Here is a 17,708-nt window from a genome sequence, read left to right on the forward strand (position 1 = left end):
AAAAGCAAAAGCGGGCTATCTGTAGGATGGCGGGGTGGGTCCGATGGCAGGGGACGCCGTTAACCCGTCCATGGGGGCTTGGTCGCCGCATCCATGCGGCTCACACCCCTGCCACCGGACCCACCCCGCCTTCGACAGAATTCCGCTGCTGTTGGTAGGTGTCGACCTTGGTCGACACACCGGGTTACAGCCCCTGCATCAATGCCATCTGCGCAGAATGCGGGGCTTCGTCGTGCGCCGGGGCACGCTTGTGGTAGATGCCGTCGGCATCCAGTTCCCAGGCGTTGAGGTTGTCGTCCAGGTAGTTCTGCAGGACTTCGCGGTACACGCGCTTGGCCAGCTCCGGGTCGAGGATCGGGAAGCACGTCTCGACACGGCGCAGCAGGTTGCGTTCCAGCCAGTCGGCGCTGGCGCAGTACATCTCCGGTGCGCCGTCGTTGCCGAACCAGTAGACGCGGCTGTGCTCCAGGAAGCGGCCGACGATCGAGCGCACGCGGATGTTGTCCGAGATGCCCGGTACGCCCGGGCGCAGGGTGCAGGCGCCGCGGATGATCAGGTCGATCTGCACGCCTGCCTGCGAGGCGGCGTACAGCGCGCGCACCACCTGCGGTTCGTTCAGTGCGTTCATCTTGGCGATGATCCGCGCCGGGCGGCCGGCGGCGGCGATGCGCGTTTCGCGCTCGATGCGGCCGAGGATGCCGGTGTGCAGGGTGAAGGGCGACTGCAGCAGGCGCTTGAGCTTCATCTTCGAGGCCAGCCCGGACAGCTGCTGGAACAGCAGGTGCACGTCGTTGCCGATGTCCGCATCGGCAGTGATCAGGCTGATGTCGGTGTACGCGCGGGCGGTGCCGCTGTGGTAGTTGCCGGTGCCCAGGTGCACGTAGCGGCGCAGTTTGCGGCCCTCGCGGCGCACGATCAGCAGCATCTTGGCGTGGGTCTTGTAGCCGACCACGCCGTACACCACCTGCACGCCAGCTTCCTGCAGGCGATCGGCCAGGCCCAGGTTGGCCTCTTCGTCGAAACGTGCGCGCAGTTCAACCACCACGGTCACGTCCTTGCCGTTGCGCGCGGCCTGGATCAGCGCGTCGACGATCAGCGAATCCTTGCCGGTGCGGTACAGGGTCTGCTTGATCGCCAGTACGTTGGGGTCGATCGCCGCCTGCCGGATCAGGTCCAGCACGGCGGTGAAGGCATCGAACGGGTGGTGCAGCAGCAGGTCCTGGCGCGCCGCCGTCTCGAAGATGCCGTCGCTGTCGCGCAGCGTGCGCGGGGTCATCGGCGGGTACTTCAGGTCCGGCTGCGCGATCAGGTCGTACAGCTGGATGATGCGGTTGAGGTTGACCGGGCCGTCGATGCGGTACACCGCGTTCTCGGTCAGGCCGAAATTCTGCAGCAGGGTGCGCACGATGTCGCGTGGCATGTCCTGCGCGATTTCCAGGCGCACCGCCGGCCGGTAGCCGCGGTCGACCAGTTCGTCGCGCAGTGCCAGCGCCAGGTTCTCCACTTCCTCCTCGTCCACCACCAGCTCGGAGTTGCGGGTAACGCGGAACTGGTAGGCCCCCTGCACTTCCATGCCGGGGAACAGCTCATCGACGAAGGTGGACAGCACCGACGACAGGAACACGAAGTTCTGCGATCCGCCGAGCTTCTCCGGCAGCTGGATGATGCGCGGCAGCGAGCGCGGCGCACGCACGATGGCCAGATGGCCGGCGCGGCCGAACGCGTCGGTGCCCTTCAGCACCACCACGATGTTCAGCGACTTGTTGAGGATCTTCGGGAACGGATGCACCGGGTCCAGGCCCAGCGGCGACAGCACCGGCATGATCTCGTTGCGGAAGTAGGCGCGCAGCCAGCGCTTCTGGCGGTCGGTCCAGGAATGGCGGCCGAGCACGCCGATGCCGGCCTCCATCAGCGCCGGGCGCAGCGTCTCGTTCCAGCAGCGGTACTGCTGGTCCACCAGTTCCGCGGCGCGGTCGTGGATGGCATTGAGGATGGCCTGCGGGCTCATCCCGTCCGGCGCCGGCGGCAGGCCGAATTCCTGCGCGTGGCGCACGGCGGCGGCGCGGATCTCGAAGAACTCGTCCAGGTTGGTGCAGGAGATGCACATGAAGCGCAGCCGCTCCAGCAGCGGCACCTGCGGGTCCATCGCCTGGGCCAGCACGCGGAAATTGAAATCCAGCTGCGACAGTTCGCGGTTGATGTAGAGCGCCGGGTCACGCAGCGGATCGTTGTCCGGGCTCACGGGGAGGGGGAGGGATCCGAGGCTGCTCATGGCGTCATTCTTCGATGGAAGTCAGGGGGGCGGACTCGCGCGGGCGCACGTGGTCGGCATCGAAATGGCAGGAAAACACCGAGCCCTTGCCAACCTCGCTTTCAATCTCCAGCCGCGCATGGTGCAGGCCGAGGATGTGCTTGACGATGGACAGGCCCAGGCCGGTACCACCGCTTTCGCGGGAGCGGCTGCTGGAGACACGGTAGAAACGTTCGGTCAGGCGCGGCAGGTGGGTGGCCGGGATGCCGTAGCCGGAATCGCGCACTGCCAGCACGGCGCCGTCGCCTTCGCGGCGGAATTCCACGGCGATGCGGCCACCGGCCGGCGTATAGCGCACCGCGTTGGTGACCAGGTTGGAGAAGGCGCTGTGCAGTTCCTTGGTCGAGCCCTGCAGGTCAACGCCGGCAAGATCGTCGATGCTGATCTGGTGGCGGCCCTGGCTGTGCGCTTCGGCTTCGCGGCGCAGGGTGGCCAGCATCGGCTGCATGGCCACGGTCTCTTCCTCGCTGTGTTCCTGCGACTCGAGGCGCGACAGCGTCAGCAGGTCTTCCACCAGCTGGGCCATGCGCTGGCTCTGCTTGCGCATTTCTTCCAGCATCGGACCGGTTCCCGGGAAATCCTCCGGGTCCATCATGTCCAGATAGCCGTGGACCACGGTGAGCGGCGTGCGCAGCTCGTGTGAAACGTTGGCGACGAAGTCGCGGCGCACCTGCTCCAGGCGCAGCAGCTTGCTGACATCGCGGGCGATCAGCAGCCAGTAATCGGAGGAATAGGGAATCAGGCGCAGGTTCAGGCGGATCGCCGGGTCGACCGGCGAGGGCACGTCCAGGATCGGCTCGGCATTGCGGCCACCAGCGAGCCAATGCGCCAGCGGCATCGGTTGCAGGCGTTCGACCAGGGCCTCGCCGAGGTCGCCCGGATGATGCAGGCCGAGCAGGGCGGTGGCCGCTTCGTTGAACCACTGCACACGCTGGCTGTTGCGATCCAGCACCACCACGGCATCGGGCAGCGCGGCGGCGGCGGCGCGGTAGCTGCGCAGCATGTCCAGCAGGCGGCGCTTGCGCACGCGCATTTCCACCTGGTTGCGGTACAGCAGGCGGTCCAGCTCGTTCCAGACGCCGGTGCCTTCTTCGGCGGTGTCCCAGCGCTGGCGCGCGGTCAGCCGGCGCAGCACGCTGCGCAGGCGCCAGTAATGCCATGCCAGCGTGGCCAGTGCGCCCAGTGCGATGCACAACCACAGATGGCCCGTGAACCACCCCACCAATCCGGCGAACAGCAGTACCGCGGCAACGGTGGCCAGGGTCTTCAACCAGGCAGAGCGGATGTGGCGGGGCATTGCGATCTCGTCGTTGAGGTGCGGCGGTTCACTGGGGTGAACCGAGGGTTATAGCAGAGTTGCCGGCGCCGGCACCCGCAGGTGCGTGGCGCCGGCACGACGAGACTCAGGTAGCAGTGGAGAAGCGGTAGCCGGCGCCGCGCACGGTCTGCACCATGTTTTCGGCGTTGAACGGTTCCAGCGTCTTGCGCAGGCGGCGGATGTGCACGTCGATGGTGCGCTCCTCCACGTACACGCTGCCGCCCCAGACATGGTCCAGCAGCTGGGCGCGGGTGTAGACGCGCTCGGGGTGGGTCATGAAGAAGTGCAGCAGGCGGTATTCGGTGGGGCCGATCGGCACCGGCTGGTCGTTGGCGAACACGCGATGGGCGGCACCGTCGATGCGGATCGGGCCGACGGCCACGCTGCCGTCCTCGTCATCTTCGCGGGCGCGGCGCATCACCGCACGGATGCGGGCCAGCAGTTCGCGCGCCGAGAACGGCTTGACCACATAGTCGTCGACGCCAGCTTCAAGGCCACCGACGCGATCGTTCTCTTCGCCGCGGGCAGTCAGCATGATGATCGGCACTTCGCGGGTCAGGGTTTCCTTGCGCCAGCGGCGGGCCAGGTCCAGGCCGCTGGTGCCGGGCAGCATCCAGTCCAGCAGGATCAGGTCGGGGACGCGGTCGGCGATGGCGGTCTGGGCCTCACGGGCGTCGCCGGCGTGGACCGGTTCGTAATCGCCCTTGCGCAGGGCGAAGGCGACCATTTCACGGATCGCGGGCTCGTCATCGACGATCAGGATGCGTTTCTGCACGAGGACACCGTAGGGCTCGGTTACTGGAGTGGTGCCAGTAGACTACGGTTTGATGACATGTTTGTGACTGCCTGGCCGGAACCGGCCTGGATTGCCATCGGCCGGTCATGCAGCGCTCAGCGGCGGTCCAGATCCGGGTCCTGCACGCCCTGGCGGCGCAGCTCCAGCACGGTGGGGGTGATCGCCTCGATGCGCGCATCCACCCGTGCCCGGCCGACATAGTCCAGCGCCGGGTTGCGCTTGAGCGCCTGCAGCTGCATCAGCGACTGCTCCGGGCGGCCGCTGAGGAAGGCCGCCTCGGCGTAGGCCTCGCTGGCACGCACGCTGTCGCCGGCCAGTTCGCTGGCGCGGGCGTACCGCTGCTGGAAGACCGGATCGTTACCGCTTTGCGACAGCAGGGGCCGCAGCATGGCCTGCGCGCGCTGGCCGGCCTCGCGGCTGCCCTGTTCGTTCAGGATCTCGGCATAGGTCAGCGCCACCGGACGGCTGTTGGGGTGCTGGCGCAGCAGCTGCTCGAAGCGGCTGTTGGCCTGGGCGGTCTGGCCCGCACGCGATTCGGCCTCGCCCAGCCCCAGTGCCAGCCACAGATTGTCCGGGCGGGTCTGCAGCAGGCCTGCCAGGGTCTGCCGGGCCTGGGCGGCGCCGGCGCGACCGCTGCGCATCACCGCCAGCGCCTGGCCATAGCGCTGGGCATCGTTGAGGCCGTCCTTCTGGCGCTTGGCCAGATCGGCGTACTCGCGTTCCAGCTCGGGGGTGGAGTCCGCGCTGAGCACGCGCAGGCGCTCGCGCGCCCAGTCGAAGTCGCCACTGGCGCCGCGGCTGAGCTGGCCCATCGGGATGCGCAGCACGCTGCTGGGCAGCAGCGGGTTGTTTCCGCGCAACAGGGGTTCGGCCAGGCTGGGATCGGTCGGGTCCACGCGCTCCCTGCGCTCGCCACTGGGGGTAGTGGTGGTCAGCAGCACCGTGTCCTTCTTCATCTGCTCGGCGCGGGCCTTGGCCTCGCTGATGCGGGTGATGTTGACCGGGTGAGTGCGCAGGAACTCGGGCACGCTGTAGCCGCCCTCGTTGCCGCGCATCGCCGATGCCATCCGCTCGAAGAAGCCGGCCATGGCATCCACGTCGTAGCCACTGCGCGACAGGGTGCGGATGCCGAGGCGGTCGGCCTCGGACTCGTTGGAGCGGGTGTAGTTGATCTGCCGCTGCTGCATCAGGCCCATGCCGGAACTGATCGCGGCCATCGTCGCGTTGCCGGAGGAGGTGCTGTTGCTGGCTTGCGCGGCCACCACCGCCGCCAGCATGCCGAGCAGGATCGGGATCTGGTCGCGCTGGGCGCGCTCTACCCCGCGCAGCACGTGCTGCTGGGTGACGTGGGCGATTTCGTGCGACAGCACCGCGGCCACCTCGTCCTCGCGCTCGGCGGTCAGCACCAGGCCGGCATTGACCCCGATATAGCCGCCCAGCGTGGCGAAGGCGTTGATCTGGCGGTCCTTCATCACGAAGAACGTGTAAGGCTGGCGCGGCTGGTCGCTGTTGGAGCCGAGGCGGGTGCCCATGGTCTGCAGCCAGTCGTTGACCAGCGGGTCGTCCAGCAGGTAGCCGTAGTTGCGCAGCTCGCGCAGCATCATCGCGCCGTACTCGGCCTGACGGGCCGGGGTCAGCAGCTCGCCGGCCGACGAGCCGATGTCGGGCAGTTTCTCCTGGGCCTGGGCCAGCGGCGTGGCCAGGGCCAGGGTGACGGCGGTAGTCAGCAGCAGGGCTCGCAAGCAGGAGGTCCTCGGGCGGGGCGCGCCAAGCGTGGCAGGGCAGGGGGCAACCATTCGTTAATCCACAGTGTTGCGGCCGTGGCGTGGAATTTCCAGCGCACCGGTACCATATGTAGACCGTCGATCCATCGTGGAGTTTCCCGTGACAGCCCAGACCGCCGGCGGTGCCCCCGCCATCACCATCTATTCCACCGCCGTCTGCCCGTACTGCGTGGCCGCCAAGAACTTCCTGAAGAGCAAGGGCCAGCAATGGACCGAGGTCCGCATCGACCTGGACCCGGTCGAGCGCGAGAAGATGATGGCCAAGACCCGCCGTACCAGCGTGCCGCAGATCTTCGTCGGCGACGTCCATGTGGGCGGCTACGACGACATGATGGCCCTGCACCGTGAAGGCAAGCTCGAGCCGCTGCTGGCCGGGCAGGGCCAGGCATGAGCGCGGCCGACGACGGCAGCAAGGACCGCATCGCCGAGTTCACCGAGTTCCGCAAGCGCATGAACGAGCGCATCCTGGGCGAGCCGAACCAGGTGGTGCGGCGCTTCTTCGCGCTGGACACGCAGACCTACCAGGCCGGTGCGCTGGACGTGAAGACCAAGGAACTGCTGGGCCTGGTGGCCTCGATGGTGCTGCGCTGCGACGACTGCATCAGCTACCACGTGGCCCAGTGCAAGGACGCCGGGGTGACCCGCGAGGAGTTCTTCGAGACCTTCTCGGTCGGCCTGGTGGTGGGCGGCTCGATCGTGATCCCGCACCTGCGCCGCGCGGTTGACTTCCTCGACCAGCTCGAAGGCGGCGCCGCCGCCCCGGCAGCGCACGAGCACTGAGGTAGCACCGGGCCATGCCCGGCGGAGACCTGAACGAAAAGCCGCCGGGCATGGCCCGGCGCTACCGGATCACGGCCGCGCGCCGGGGCATTTCCCGCGATCCAACCGCCCAAGAGCCCCTTCTTGTTGAAGGGGCGCGCCGACAGGCGGGGGTAGAGGAGGAATGCGCGGGCAATTATGCCTTTGCCGGGGTCAGGACCATGGTCTACTTGGGTAGCCGGGCCCGGCTAAGGCATAATTGCCGGTGAAACTTCCTTTGCGCCGGCGTTTCCGGGCACGTCCGGACGGCGTTTTTCCCCCTGTTCGGAACATCGATCAATGACGCAGAAAATTACGGTCATCCGCGGCGACGGCATTGGCCCGGAAATCATGGACGCCACCCTGTTCGTGCTCGACCAGCTCAAGACTGGCCTGGAGTACGAAGACGCCGACGCCGGCCTGGTGGCCCTGGAAAAGCACGGCGACCTGATGCCGGCGGTGACCCTGGAATCGATCGCGCGCAACAAGGTCGCGCTGAAGAGCCCGCTGACCACCCCGGTCGGTGGTGGTTTCACCTCGATCAACGTCAGCCTGCGCCGTCACTTCGACCTGTACGCCAACGTGCGTCCGGCCCACACCTTCCCGAACACCAAGTCGCGTTTCGACAACGTCGACCTGATCACCGTTCGTGAGAACACCGAAGGTGCGTACCTGGCCGAAGGCCAGGAAGTGTCGGCCGACGGCGAGACCGCCTTCTCCGGCACCCGCATCACCCGCAAGGGCTCCGAGCGCATCGTGCGCTACGCCTTCGAGCTGGCCAAGAGCACCGGCCGCAAGAAGGTCACCGCCGTGCACAAGGCCAACATCATCAAGTCGACCTCGGGCCTGTTCCTGAATGTCGCCCGTGAAGTGGCCGCGCAGTACCCGGACATCGAATTCCAGGAAATGATCGTCGACAACTGCTGCATGCAGCTGGTGATGCGTCCGGAACAGTTCGACGTGATCGTCACCACCAACCTGTTCGGCGACATCATCTCCGACCTGTGCGCCGGCCTCGTCGGCGGCCTGGGCCTGGCCCCGGGTGCCAACATCGGCAAGGATGCGGCGATCTTCGAAGCCGTGCACGGCACCGCGCCGGACATCGCCGGCCAGGGCAAGGCCAATCCGTGTGCGCTGCTGCTGGCAGCCGCGCAGATGCTGGACCACGTCGGCCAGCCGGAAAACGCCGAGCGCCTGCGCAAGGCCATCGTGGCGACCATGGAAGCCAAGGACTCGCTGACCGGCGACCTGGGCGGCACCGGCACCACCATGAGCTTCGCCAAGGCCATCGCCAGCCGCCTGTAAGCGGCCGGTCGGCCTCGGTTGGATCCCAGCGGGGCGCCTTCGGGCGCCCCGTTGCGTTTGCGGTAGATCCACGCCATGCGTGGATGACGGAATGATCGGTTGTGCGGTTTTCGCACAGGTCATGTGCCCCCGCACGGCTGGTTCGTGCGCCAATCGCTCCGCATCCTGTGCCCCACACCCACCGCACAGGAACCCTCCCATGAACCTCACCGCCTTCGGCCTGGCCAGCCTGATCGGCATGGCCGCCACCGCCCCGGTCGCTGCCGCCGAACCGTCCCATCCCACCATCCGCCACATGGCCGGCGCGCCGGTCGCGGCCTCGCTGGATGCAGCGAAGACCGCCGTGCTGGTGATCGACTTCCAGAACGAATACTTCGATGCCAGCGCCGCGCCCGGCTTTGCTGGTGGCCGCATGGTCATTCCCGATGGCGTGGCCGCACTGCGCCAGGCCAGGCGGGTGGTCGAGTTCGCCGATACTCACGGCATCCGCGTGATCCACGTGCAGCATGTGTTGCCGGCCGGTGCACCGCTGTTCGCGCAGGGCAGCGTCAATGCCGCCTTCCATCGCGACCTGAAGCCGCGCAAGGGTGAGACCGTGGTGCAGAAGGACAATGTCAGCGTGTTCGCTGGCAACTCGGCCGCGGTGCTCGACACGGTGCTGAAGGATGCCGGCATCGACACGCTGATCGTCACCGGCCTGCAGACCCATGCCTGTGTGGCCGGTGCTGCGCGCGACGCGGCGGCGGCACCGCGCGGCTACCGGGTGATCGTATCGTCCGATGCCAGCGCCAGTCGCGACCTGGACCTGGCCGGTGGCCAGCGCATCGATCATCGCGCGCTGCATGACGCCTCGCTGGCGCAGATCGAAGACGCCTTCGGTGATGTCATGAGCACCGACGCGATCCTGGCGCTGCCGGTGCGCAAGGCCGGCGACGGCGCTTGATAAGCTGGTGGGGCCCGCATGCCGTGGGCCCCGTCACCTGGAGTCGCTCGCCGATGGATCACTTCGCCGCCCTGCGTGCGCTGCGCGCCATCGTCGACGCAGGCAGCTTCACTGCTGCTGCCGAGCGCCTGGGGACCACCCACTCGGCGATGTCACGGCAACTGCGGCAGCTGGAAGAGCATCTGCAGGTGCGACTGCTCGATCGCAACAGTCGGCGGCTGTCGTTGACCGAAGCCGGGCGCGACTATCACCGGGAGGCCGGCGTGCTGCTCGATCGCCTGCAGGAAGCGGACGACCGCGCGCGCGCCGGGCAGGCGCAGCCCAGTGGCGCCGTACGCATCAGCGTGCCGCAGGTGGTCGCCAGCCAGGAGCTGCCCCAGTGGCTGCCGTCGTTCCTGCAGCGCTACCCGCAGGTCTCGCTGGACCTGTCGGCCGATGATCAACTGGTCGACGTGGTGGGGGGCGGTTTCGACCTGGCTCTTCGCATCGCGCCCTCGTTGCCGGACAGCCAGCTAGTCGCGCGCGAACTGGCCAGCTGCCCGCGCATCCTGGTTGCTGCGCCGGCCTATCTGGCACGTCGTGGTCTGCCGCGACAGGCTGCAGATCTCGAACAACATACGCTGCTGGGATTCAGTCCCACGCCGTCAATGCCGCCCTGGCAGCTGCAGGGGCCGCGCGGTGCCAGCGTGAGCATCGAGGCCGGCCAGCGCCTGCGCGTGGATGCCACGCCCGCGCTGTATGCCGCGGCGTTGGCCGGAATGGGCATCAGCCTGTTCACCGCACTGACCGTACAGGAGGACCTGCGCGCCGGTCGTCTGATCCGCGTGTTGCCGGCCTGGCATGCCGGGCAGCGCCGCTACTTCGCGCTGTATCCGCATGCACGTGCGCTGGCGCCGAAAGTGCGTGCGCTGGTCGAGCACCTCGCGGCGCACTACGCTGCACAGGTGGGCGCGGCAGGATAGTCGCGCGGCTGCAACCGAGGTGGTGATGGAGTCGGTGTATCTGCTGGTCGCGCTGGGCGCGATCGTCGCCGGATTCGTGCAGGGCCTGTCCGGCTTCGCCTTTGGCATGGTGGCGATGTCGTTCTGGGCATGGGGACTGGAGCCGCGGCTGGCGGCGACGCTGTCGGTGTTTGGTGCGCTGGTCGGTCAGCTGGTGGCTGTGTTCACCGTGCGCCGTGGATTCAACCTGCGCCTGTTGCTGCCCTTCGTGCTGGGCGGGCTGGCCGGCATTCCGCTGGGCGTGATGGTGCTGCCACAGCTGGACATGGACTGGTTCAAGGCGCTGCTGGGCGGCTTCCTGGCGCTGTGGTGCCCGGTCATGCTGATGGCGCGCTCGTTGCCTCCGGTCCGCGTCGGCGGCCGTATCGGTGATGCGATCGCTGGCATGGCCGGTGGCGTGCTCAGTGGCATTGGCGGCTTTGCCGGGCCGGTGCCGACGTTGTGGAGCACCCTGCGAGGCTTCGGCAAGGACGAACAGCGCGCGGTCATCCAGAACTTCAACCTGGCGATGCTGGCGGTGACCATGGCCACCTATGTCGGCAGCGGCCTGGTCAGCCGGCAGATGCTGCCGTATTTCGCCATCGTGGCACCGGCCATGCTCGTGCCGACCCTGCTGGGTGCAAGGGTCTACATCGGCATCAGCGAGGCGCGCTTCCGGCAGCTCGTGCTGGGCCTGCTGACCGCGTCAGGCATCGCGTTGCTGGCATCGTCGCTGCCGGTGCTGCTGGCGCGCTGAGGGAGGAACGACAAAGGGCGCCACGAAGGGCGCCCTTTGTCGTCTATTGCATGTTGCGGCTCAGCGCTGCTGGATTTTCGACAGCAGGCGCAGGAATTCAACGTACAGCCAGACCAGGGTCACCATCAGGCCGAATGCGCCATACCACTCCATGTACTTCGGTGCACGCTGGGCGACACCGGTCTCGATGAAGTCGAAGTCCAGCACCAGATTCAGCGCGGCCACGACCACCACGAACAGGCTGAAGGCGATGCCCAGCCAGCTGGAGTCATGGATCACCGGCACGTCGATGTTGAAGAAGCCCAGCACGAACGACGCCAGGTAGAGCAGGGCGATGCCGCCAGTGGCCGCGACCACGCCCATCTTGAAGTTCTCGGTGGCCTTGATCAGGCCGCTGCGGTACGCGAACAGCAGCGCGAACAGAGTGCCGAAGGTCAGCAGTACGGCCTGGAACACGATGCCCGGGAACTTGGCGTTGAACACGGCCGAGATGGCGCCGAGGAACAGGCCTTCCACCAGCGCGTACATCGGCGCGGTGACCGGCGACCATTCCTTCTTGAAGACGGTGATCAGCGCCAGCACCAGGCCGCCGATGGCGCCGCCCATGGCATACAGCCTGGCACCAGGCAAAACCTGACCGTAGTCGCCGATGGTCTGGTTCCAGGCGAAAGCGGCCGTCAGCACGGTCAACAGCAGCAGGAAACCGGTCTTGTTGACGGTGCCGTTGAGGGTCATTGCCTGGTCGGGGCTGGTCACCACCGAGCCGCTGGCGAGGTCGAGGAAGGTGGACTCGGAAAGAGCCGGGTTGCCGCTGCGCATGCGCGTTCTCCGTGCGAATGAGGGTCTGGACGGCCATCCGGCCGATGGGCGTGAGCATAGCCGATGACTGCTTTCGGCGTTGTGGCAGGCGCCGGATCTGCACATCCTGCGTTGACAGTTCCCAATGCGCTTGGCGACAATGGCCAACTCCCCGGGCATGGCCCGAGGGGATTGCAAGACCGGGGTATAGCGCAGTCTGGTAGCGCGCCTGCTTTGGGAGCAGGATGTCGGGGGTTCGAATCCCTCTACCCCGACCAATCCCACATCACGTCGGATTGGACACCGTTCCGGTTCGGGCGCCCGTAGCTCAACTGGATAGAGCACCGGCCTTCTAAGCCGGCGGTTACAGGTTCGATTCCTGTCGGGCGCGCCATTGGAATCAATGGTTTATGAACTCACGCCCGCGAACATCGGTTCCCATTCGATGGCTGGGCAATCCTGGGTGGCGAGCATTCCACCTTCCTCTTTTCCGATGAAAGATGCCCTTTGCCTGGGGGGCAGTCGCACGGCGTGATGCCAAGCGGGTTGCGGTGAACCTGCGTCTGGCGATGATCGGCTCACTCCGCAGGTGCTTGAGCAGCGCCGCCTGGGTTGGGGCAATGTGCCCGGCAACGAAAAAAAGCCAGCGCTATGCGCTGGCCTTTCCCAAGTCGCGATGGTCGCGATGGACGCACTCTGGTCGAGTGCGCCCTGGATGGATCACATCTGTTCCAGTTCGCCCACCCGGACCTTGCCGCCACCGCAGTTGCCGTGGCAGCCGCCGCTGATCGGACCGCTGCCACCGCCGCCGCCGCCACCACCACCGCCGCCACCACCACCGCCCCGGGAGTTGGGCGGGAGGACGGTCGAAATCACTTCGCCGGAGTCGAAACCTGCACCTCGCCACGTGTAGTTGACGCAGGAAATACCGTTGCAGACGGTCAGGACATCGCCGGTCTGGACTCGCGTCTGGGCTGTCCAGACGGTGGTCCGGCCGTCATTGAGCTTCTGGACCTCTTGGGAAAGCTGCTGGTTGGTCACCGGATCGGGATACGGGGTTGTCAGCGTGCATCCGGCGGTGCAGTTGATGACGCCAGGAAGCTTTTTCGCTTGAAGGCTCCCGGCTGCCATGAACAGCAGCACGCCTGCAATGGCGGGAATGGAGTTTCTACCAAGCGAAGGGATAATCCCAATCAGTCTAGCTTTCACAATAGGTCCTTATCGTGGGATGCAACAGTTCTTGAAGATTTCGTTCGATGAAATGCGGGCTTTCTCTTTCTCTTGGCTGCTCAGGTTTTTCTCATGGTTGGCAATGTCAGTGGTGGTGGCAAAACGTGGGTCCAGCCGGTTGAGGACGCGGGTGTACGCCAGGGCGGCAACGGGATCCGCAGGAACGATGCCGCCATACGTGTAGGCCATCGCCATGTCGCTGATGACATTGACGTTCCCTTGTGATTCCAGTTCGCGCAGATATCCGGTGGCGGTGTCCTTCCACGCCTCGAGCGCCGCGGGATCACGGATTGCGTCATCGAGCGAACCGATGACTTTCTCCGGCGATCGCGAGTAAGCGCGCATCGCTTCCTGCGAGCCCATGGCGGCGGCCTTCGAAAGCCAATCGGCGTGATAGATGTCCTGATCCAGAGCCAGCGACTCGCACTCTTTGAGGATTCGTTCCGATCGCTCCAGGAACCAGTTGCCGGACCCGACCGTGGTGGCTGAATCCGCCAGCTTGTCAGCGCGATCCGAGATGAAGGTCTGGCATTGCTCGATGGTTCGATAGATTTCGTAGGTTGCCGTGGCATCTCCGGATTCGGAGCGCAGCATCAGTTGCTTGACGTGGGCGAGCGCGTCACCGGGAGGCCGGAACTCATTGCCTCTTACGATCTCGTAGGCTTTGGGGCCCACCGCCTTGTACGAGCCCGGCGGGATCTTGTTGTCCCGCTCCAGCCTCTGCGCGGCCGCCGCACCTGACGCCGGAAGCTGCCTTCCCTGGTCGGGCCTTTCATCAAGGCTGCCACTGTTCCCGGATTCCTCTGCCGTGGCATCGGCAGCTGGCTGCTGCCGGTAGCCGTACATTGCAACGGCTGCCACTGCCAGCACCGCTGCCAGCGTGACGAATCCGATTAGCCGCTTGCTCATCTATTGATCTCACCTTCATTGCAGGAACCGGCATGGTTGCAAACGTGCGCCTCGCGTTCCATGTCCTGCAGCTAACGTTGTATGAATGGATCTCCCCCCATTCCCGTTTGAGATTCATTCACGATTTGTTCACCAATCATTCACGCTGTCGGGAGTGCGTCCGACCATGGCGAGCTGTTTGCCTGCGCCTGACCTTCGGCGCAGGCGGCACGCACCTTCTGGCGCTCGGCATGAGATGCAGTTTGGAAAGGCGCGGGAGAGGTAGAGCAGGTGCTGGCCGAAGTGCATCGTCTGCGCAGTTGCCAACGGCGGCTTACCCTGTACTGCGGCGGTGTCACCTCGCTGGCGTTGACTGGCCTGCTGACGGGGGCGACGGACCAACGCAGTGCGTCGATCGACGTGATCGAAACGATGTTGCCGATGGACAGCGGCGGCCGATGTTCTCGGCCGAAGATGAGCGCTTGCACGCGCAGGTGTGCAAGCCATTGCCCGTCGTGTGTTTCCTGGCAGGACGCAGTCGCACAATGCGATGTTTCAGCTGCTCGACGGAGCGGGCCAGTCGCGCCAGCAGTTGCAGGTCACGCCGAAGGGGGAGGCCACGCTGTCATTCCTGGACGAGCACGGGGACGCCGTGCGTGTGATCTCGGCCGAGCAGCTCTGATCTCCTGTTCCGGCCCCTGCACATCAATGTGAAGAAGTGCTTGCAATTCCTTCGCGACTCCCGGAAAATGCCGGACTCGCTTCGGGGGACGGACTTCTGGTTCCGCCCGGTAGCAAAGCATCAAGTTCCAACGTCAGCCTCATCGGCGGTGGAGCGAAAGTTTCAGTGGTGGCTGTAGCTCAGTTGGTTAGAGTACCGGATTGTGATTCCGGTGGTCGGGGGTTCGAATCCCCTCAGCCACCCCACTGATTCAACCGCATCGGCGCAGCCGAAACGGTATTGCAATAAACAGAAAGCACGCTACAATGTGCGTCTGAGTTTCACGGGCCGTTAGCTCAGTTGGTAGAGCAGTTGACTCTTAATCAATAGGTCCAAGGTTCGAATCCTTGACGGCCCACCAAGACAGAAGCCACCTGGTACCCCAGGTGGCTTTTTTCTTATAGGTGTGACTCCCATCGTTTCGATGGGTCACGCGTTGCAGAACCCGCTCGGCGCGGATCTGCAGCAGCAGCGGGACCGCAGTGCTGGTTTCAACCACGTTGAAAAAAGTGCTTGCACCCACCGAGCGGATCGGGTCATAATTCGCGCCCCGATTTCGGGCTGTTAGCTCAGTTGGTAGAGCAGTTGACTCTTAATCAATAGGTCCAAGGTTCGAATCCTTGACAGCCCACCAGACGAAAGCCACTTGGTTCGCCAAGTGGCTTTTTTCTTGCCTGTTCGCCGGGTGGCGTCTGCAGATACCAGCGGTGCTGGCTGGAGTGGAGCCCCCTTGAGTCAAGGGGGCGCGGCGAAGCCGCGGGGATGTGGGGGCTGGTGAAGTGGGGCCCGCACTTTGCCATGCAAAGCGTGGGGCTGCGGCGCGAATGCGCAGCAGCTTCCCCTTGGTTCGCCAAGTGGCTTTTTTCTTGCCTGTTCGCCGGGTGGCGTTTCATCCGCGCATGGCGTGGATCTACTGAAGCGATGCTGAAATCAGGGGCATACGCGTCATCAGTGTTTTCAATGCTGTGCGCTGCTTCTCACCGCGCTGCGCCCTTCATCGCACCCAATGGATCTTCCGCGCCGAGAGCGCATGCATGTACGAAGGAAGATCCTGATGGCCGATATGAAACGACTGCGCCGGGGGCTGTGGGTTTCATTTGCGTTGCTGGTGTTGGTGGCCTGCGCGCCGGAACGTGATCCGGCGCAGACCGTGGAGCGCGATGCAGGTACAGGGGCGGTTCCGGCGCGCCCGGTCGGTGACACCATGCAGATGCAGCCGGCGCAGCCGGTGGAGGGTGAGGCTGCGCCGGAGGCGATGGGGCTGCGTCGCACCGACAAGGGTGGCGTGGACATCCGCAAGGTGGATGTGGCGGCCGGGCAGGGCGCTGACGCACCTGCGTCCCCTGCCGAGGCGAAGCACTGAGTCGCCGCCGTCCCGAACGGTCGCACGACCTTCGGGGCGGCCTTTGGCGCGGGCAATGAGCGCGTGGCTGTCATGTTCAGTTTTGTGCAGGCCTTCCGATTCCCGCCGTCGCCTGCGACAATGAATGCCTGAGCCGGCCACGCGAAAGTGGCGGAATTGGTAGACGCCCTGGATTTAGGTTCCAGTGCCGCAAGGCGTGGGGGTTCGAGTCCCCCCTTTCGCACCAGTGCCGGCCTGTCCCCGCCCTGATCGGGCCATCGACGCCCACTTGACCGGCACGCGCTGGCAGTGCAGGCCGAATTGGGCGAAACTAAAGGGCTGCGGCAAGCAGGCGCGTCCCAGACGTCGTGTCCTTACAACCGTTTCATCCCAATCATCGAGCCGGGGGCGTGGGCCACCGGTGGCAGGAGTCAACATGCAAGCTTCGATCGAATCCACCGGCAACCTGGAACGCCGCCTGAGCTTCTCGCTGCCGGAAGAGCGTCTGCAGAGCCACATCGTCGGCCGCCTGGGCGAAATCGCCCGTACCACCCGCATCAAGGGTTTCCGTCCGGGCAAGGTGCCGGCCAAGGTGATCGAGCAGCGCTTCGGCGCGCAGGTCCGTGGCGAGGCGCTGGACGGCCTGCTGCGCGAAACCTTCGACGCGGCCGTGCGCGAGCACGACCTGCGCATCGTCGGCAGCCCGCGCATCGACAAGGGCGACGAGGGTGAGTTCTCCTTCGTGGCCACCGTGGAGGTGGTGCCGGACTTCGGCGACATCGACGTCAGCAAGCTGACCGTCGTGCGCCATACCGCCGAGATCACCGACGCCGACATCGACCAGATGATCGAGAACCTGCAGAACCAGCGTCGTACCTGGGCCCCGGTCAGCCGTGGCGCGCAGGACGGTGACCTGGTCGCGGTGGAAACCTGGTCGCAGGCCGGCGAAGAGCGCCTGCCGGCCGAAGGCACCGAGAAGGGTTCGATCGTGCTCGGCCAGGGCATGATGTTCGAGACCATCGAAAAGGGCCTGGTCGGCCTGGCCAAGGGTGAAGAGAAGACCCTGGACGTCGAGTTCCCGGCTGACTGGCGCGTGCCGGTGCTGGCCGGCAAGACCGTGCAGGTCACCGTCAAGGTTGCCGAAGTCTCCGAGCCGGTCGTGCCGGCGGTCGACGAAGCCTTCATCAAGAGCTTCGGCGTGAAGGGCGGCGACGTGGAGCAGTTCCGCAGCGACATCCGCGCCAACCTGGAGCGCGAGCTGAAGGGTGCCCTGATGAACCGCCTGCGCCGCGAGGTCGGCGAGCAGCTGATCGCCGCCTATTCCTCGGTGGAAATGCCGCCGCGCCTGGTCGAGAACGAAGCCCGCGCCATGCTGGCCCAGCAGGTCGAGCAGATCCGCCGCAACGGCCAGAACGTTGGCGAGATCCCGGCCGATGCCCACGAAGGCTTCAAGGAAGCGGCCGCCAAGCGCGTGCTGGTCGGCCTGCTGGTCGGTGAAGTGGCCCGCATCAACGACCTGCGCCTGGAAGCCAAGCGCCTGAACGAAACGATGCGTCTGATCGCTTCGACCTACGAAGAGCCGGAGCAGGTCATTGAGATGTACCGCAATGACCCCCAGCTGATGTCTGGCCTGCAGAACCGTGTGATGGAAGAGCAGGTGATCGACTGGATCGCCGAGCGTGCCCAGCACACCGAAGAGAAGCTGTCGTTCCAGGACGCGATCCGCCAGTAAGCCCG

16 protein-coding genes and 6 tRNA genes are annotated in these 17,708 nt (G+C 65.8%); 15 read left to right on the forward strand and 7 right to left on the reverse strand.

Going from position 1 to position 17,708, the window contains the following annotated elements; all coding sequences use genetic code 11:
- Window positions 1–184: 184 nt before the first annotated feature.
- The 4 genes from ppk1 to AC5P8D_RS06440 form a co-directional block, all read right to left on the reverse strand.
- Window positions 185–2,272 (reverse strand): polyphosphate kinase 1, encoded by a 2,088-nt coding sequence (ppk1, locus tag AC5P8D_RS06425; protein ID WP_019337026.1) that lies wholly within the window; start codon window positions 2,270–2,272, stop codon window positions 185–187.
- A gap of 4 nt (window positions 2,273–2,276) precedes the next feature.
- Window positions 2,277–3,608: a phosphate regulon sensor histidine kinase PhoR gene (phoR, locus tag AC5P8D_RS06430; RefSeq protein ID WP_005415460.1), complete on the reverse strand. Its 1,332-nt coding sequence runs from the start codon at window positions 3,606–3,608 to the stop codon at window positions 2,277–2,279.
- A 106-nt stretch (window positions 3,609–3,714) separates the two neighbouring features.
- On the reverse strand, window positions 3,715–4,404 hold the full coding sequence (gene phoB, locus AC5P8D_RS06435; RefSeq protein WP_005408258.1) for a phosphate regulon transcriptional regulator PhoB: 690 nt from the start codon (window positions 4,402–4,404) through the stop codon (window positions 3,715–3,717).
- 116 nt (window positions 4,405–4,520) lie between these two features.
- A complete protein-coding gene (locus tag AC5P8D_RS06440) occupies window positions 4,521–6,167 on the reverse strand; it encodes a M48 family metalloprotease (protein WP_010483915.1) in 1,647 nt (548 codons plus the stop codon).
- Between the two features lie 142 nt (window positions 6,168–6,309).
- On the opposite strand from AC5P8D_RS06440, the gene grxC reads away from it, so the two are divergent.
- From grxC to AC5P8D_RS06470, 6 genes are all read left to right on the forward strand, one after another.
- Window positions 6,310–6,600 carry a glutaredoxin 3 gene (grxC, locus tag AC5P8D_RS06445; protein WP_010483913.1) on the forward strand — a complete coding sequence of 97 codons (291 nt, stop codon included), beginning with the start codon at window positions 6,310–6,312 and terminating at the stop codon, window positions 6,598–6,600.
- A complete protein-coding gene (locus AC5P8D_RS06450) occupies window positions 6,597–6,989 on the forward strand; it encodes a carboxymuconolactone decarboxylase family protein (RefSeq protein WP_004154542.1) in 393 nt (130 codons plus the stop codon). The genes grxC and AC5P8D_RS06450 overlap by 4 nt, the downstream gene beginning before the upstream one ends.
- A 318-nt stretch (window positions 6,990–7,307) precedes the next feature.
- On the forward strand, window positions 7,308–8,312 hold the full coding sequence (locus tag AC5P8D_RS06455) for an isocitrate dehydrogenase (RefSeq protein WP_019659534.1): 1,005 nt from the start codon (window positions 7,308–7,310) through the stop codon (window positions 8,310–8,312).
- 199 nt (window positions 8,313–8,511) lie between these two features.
- Window positions 8,512–9,255, forward strand: coding sequence for a cysteine hydrolase family protein (locus AC5P8D_RS06460; protein WP_100447814.1), 744 nt, complete (start codon window positions 8,512–8,514; stop codon window positions 9,253–9,255).
- Between the two features lie 53 nt (window positions 9,256–9,308).
- Window positions 9,309–10,217, forward strand: a complete 909-nt coding sequence (locus AC5P8D_RS06465; protein WP_241876895.1) for a LysR family transcriptional regulator — start codon at window positions 9,309–9,311, stop codon at window positions 10,215–10,217.
- A 25-nt stretch (window positions 10,218–10,242) separates the two neighbouring features.
- On the forward strand, window positions 10,243–10,992 hold the full coding sequence (locus AC5P8D_RS06470) for a sulfite exporter TauE/SafE family protein (protein ID WP_049412689.1): 750 nt from the start codon (window positions 10,243–10,245) through the stop codon (window positions 10,990–10,992).
- A gap of 60 nt (window positions 10,993–11,052) precedes the next feature.
- Here the strand turns inward: AC5P8D_RS06470 and AC5P8D_RS06475 are convergent, their stop codons facing one another.
- Window positions 11,053–11,811, reverse strand: a complete 759-nt coding sequence (locus tag AC5P8D_RS06475) for a Bax inhibitor-1/YccA family protein (protein ID WP_010483901.1) — start codon at window positions 11,809–11,811, stop codon at window positions 11,053–11,055.
- 180 nt (window positions 11,812–11,991) lie between these two features.
- On the opposite strand from AC5P8D_RS06475, the gene AC5P8D_RS06480 reads away from it, so the two are divergent.
- Both AC5P8D_RS06480 and AC5P8D_RS06485 read left to right on the forward strand, forming a co-directional pair.
- A tRNA-Pro gene (locus AC5P8D_RS06480) sits at window positions 11,992–12,068 on the forward strand.
- A 39-nt stretch (window positions 12,069–12,107) separates the two neighbouring features.
- Window positions 12,108–12,184: transfer RNA gene (locus AC5P8D_RS06485), tRNA-Arg, on the forward strand.
- 326 nt (window positions 12,185–12,510) lie between these two features.
- On the opposite strand, the gene AC5P8D_RS06490 is transcribed toward AC5P8D_RS06485, so the two are convergent.
- Window positions 12,511–12,933 carry a hypothetical protein gene (locus AC5P8D_RS06490; protein ID WP_065427980.1) on the reverse strand — a complete coding sequence of 141 codons (423 nt, stop codon included), beginning with the start codon at window positions 12,931–12,933 and terminating at the stop codon, window positions 12,511–12,513.
- Window positions 12,934–13,008: 75 nt separating this feature from the next.
- Entirely contained in the window at window positions 13,009–13,929 is a 921-nt protein-coding gene (locus AC5P8D_RS06495; protein WP_049454898.1) for a hypothetical protein, read from the reverse strand.
- Window positions 13,930–14,458: 529 nt separating this feature from the next.
- Here AC5P8D_RS06495 and AC5P8D_RS06500 point away from each other — a divergent pair.
- The 7 genes from AC5P8D_RS06500 (at window position 14,459) to tig (ending at window position 17,703) form a co-directional block, all read left to right on the forward strand.
- On the forward strand, window positions 14,459–14,590 hold the full coding sequence (locus AC5P8D_RS06500) for a hypothetical protein (RefSeq protein WP_256202542.1): 132 nt from the start codon (window positions 14,459–14,461) through the stop codon (window positions 14,588–14,590).
- Window positions 14,591–14,758: 168 nt separating this feature from the next.
- A tRNA-His gene (locus tag AC5P8D_RS06505) sits at window positions 14,759–14,835 on the forward strand.
- A 79-nt stretch (window positions 14,836–14,914) separates the two neighbouring features.
- Window positions 14,915–14,990: transfer RNA gene (locus AC5P8D_RS06510), tRNA-Lys, on the forward strand.
- Window positions 14,991–15,187: 197 nt separating this feature from the next.
- Window positions 15,188–15,263, forward strand: a tRNA-Lys gene (locus AC5P8D_RS06515).
- Between the two features lie 420 nt (window positions 15,264–15,683).
- On the forward strand, window positions 15,684–15,992 hold the full coding sequence (locus AC5P8D_RS06520; RefSeq protein ID WP_057502917.1) for a hypothetical protein: 309 nt from the start codon (window positions 15,684–15,686) through the stop codon (window positions 15,990–15,992).
- A gap of 141 nt (window positions 15,993–16,133) precedes the next feature.
- Window positions 16,134–16,218 (forward strand) — tRNA-Leu (locus AC5P8D_RS06525).
- A gap of 189 nt (window positions 16,219–16,407) precedes the next feature.
- Window positions 16,408–17,703 (forward strand): trigger factor, encoded by a 1,296-nt coding sequence (tig, locus tag AC5P8D_RS06530; protein WP_010483893.1) that lies wholly within the window; start codon window positions 16,408–16,410, stop codon window positions 17,701–17,703.
- Window positions 17,704–17,708: the final 5 nt, after the last annotated feature.

Source organism: Stenotrophomonas sp. YJH_SMC_101-4, assembly GCF_059370395.1.

Coding starts and splice junctions, on each gene's coding strand:
- AC5P8D_RS06455 (WP_019659534.1), top strand. CDS start 7,308: ATGACGCAGAAAATTACGGTCATCCGCGGCGACGGCATTGGCCCGGAA.
- AC5P8D_RS06460 (WP_100447814.1), top strand. CDS start 8,512: ATGAACCTCACCGCCTTCGGCCTGGCCAGCCTGATCGGCATGGCCGCC.
- AC5P8D_RS06520 (WP_057502917.1), top strand. CDS start 15,684: ATGGCCGATATGAAACGACTGCGCCGGGGGCTGTGGGTTTCATTTGCG.
- AC5P8D_RS06470 (WP_049412689.1), top strand. CDS start 10,243: ATGGAGTCGGTGTATCTGCTGGTCGCGCTGGGCGCGATCGTCGCCGGA.
- AC5P8D_RS06465 (WP_241876895.1), top strand. CDS start 9,309: ATGGATCACTTCGCCGCCCTGCGTGCGCTGCGCGCCATCGTCGACGCA.
- AC5P8D_RS06500 (WP_256202542.1), top strand. CDS start 14,459: ATGTTTCAGCTGCTCGACGGAGCGGGCCAGTCGCGCCAGCAGTTGCAG.
- ppk1 (WP_019337026.1), bottom strand. CDS start 2,272: ATGAGCAGCCTCGGATCCCTCCCCCTCCCCGTGAGCCCGGACAACGAT.
- AC5P8D_RS06450 (WP_004154542.1), top strand. CDS start 6,597: ATGAGCGCGGCCGACGACGGCAGCAAGGACCGCATCGCCGAGTTCACC.
- tig (WP_010483893.1), top strand. CDS start 16,408: ATGCAAGCTTCGATCGAATCCACCGGCAACCTGGAACGCCGCCTGAGC.
- AC5P8D_RS06495 (WP_049454898.1), bottom strand. CDS start 13,929: ATGAGCAAGCGGCTAATCGGATTCGTCACGCTGGCAGCGGTGCTGGCA.
- phoR (WP_005415460.1), bottom strand. CDS start 3,608: ATGCCCCGCCACATCCGCTCTGCCTGGTTGAAGACCCTGGCCACCGTT.
- AC5P8D_RS06475 (WP_010483901.1), bottom strand. CDS start 11,811: ATGCGCAGCGGCAACCCGGCTCTTTCCGAGTCCACCTTCCTCGACCTC.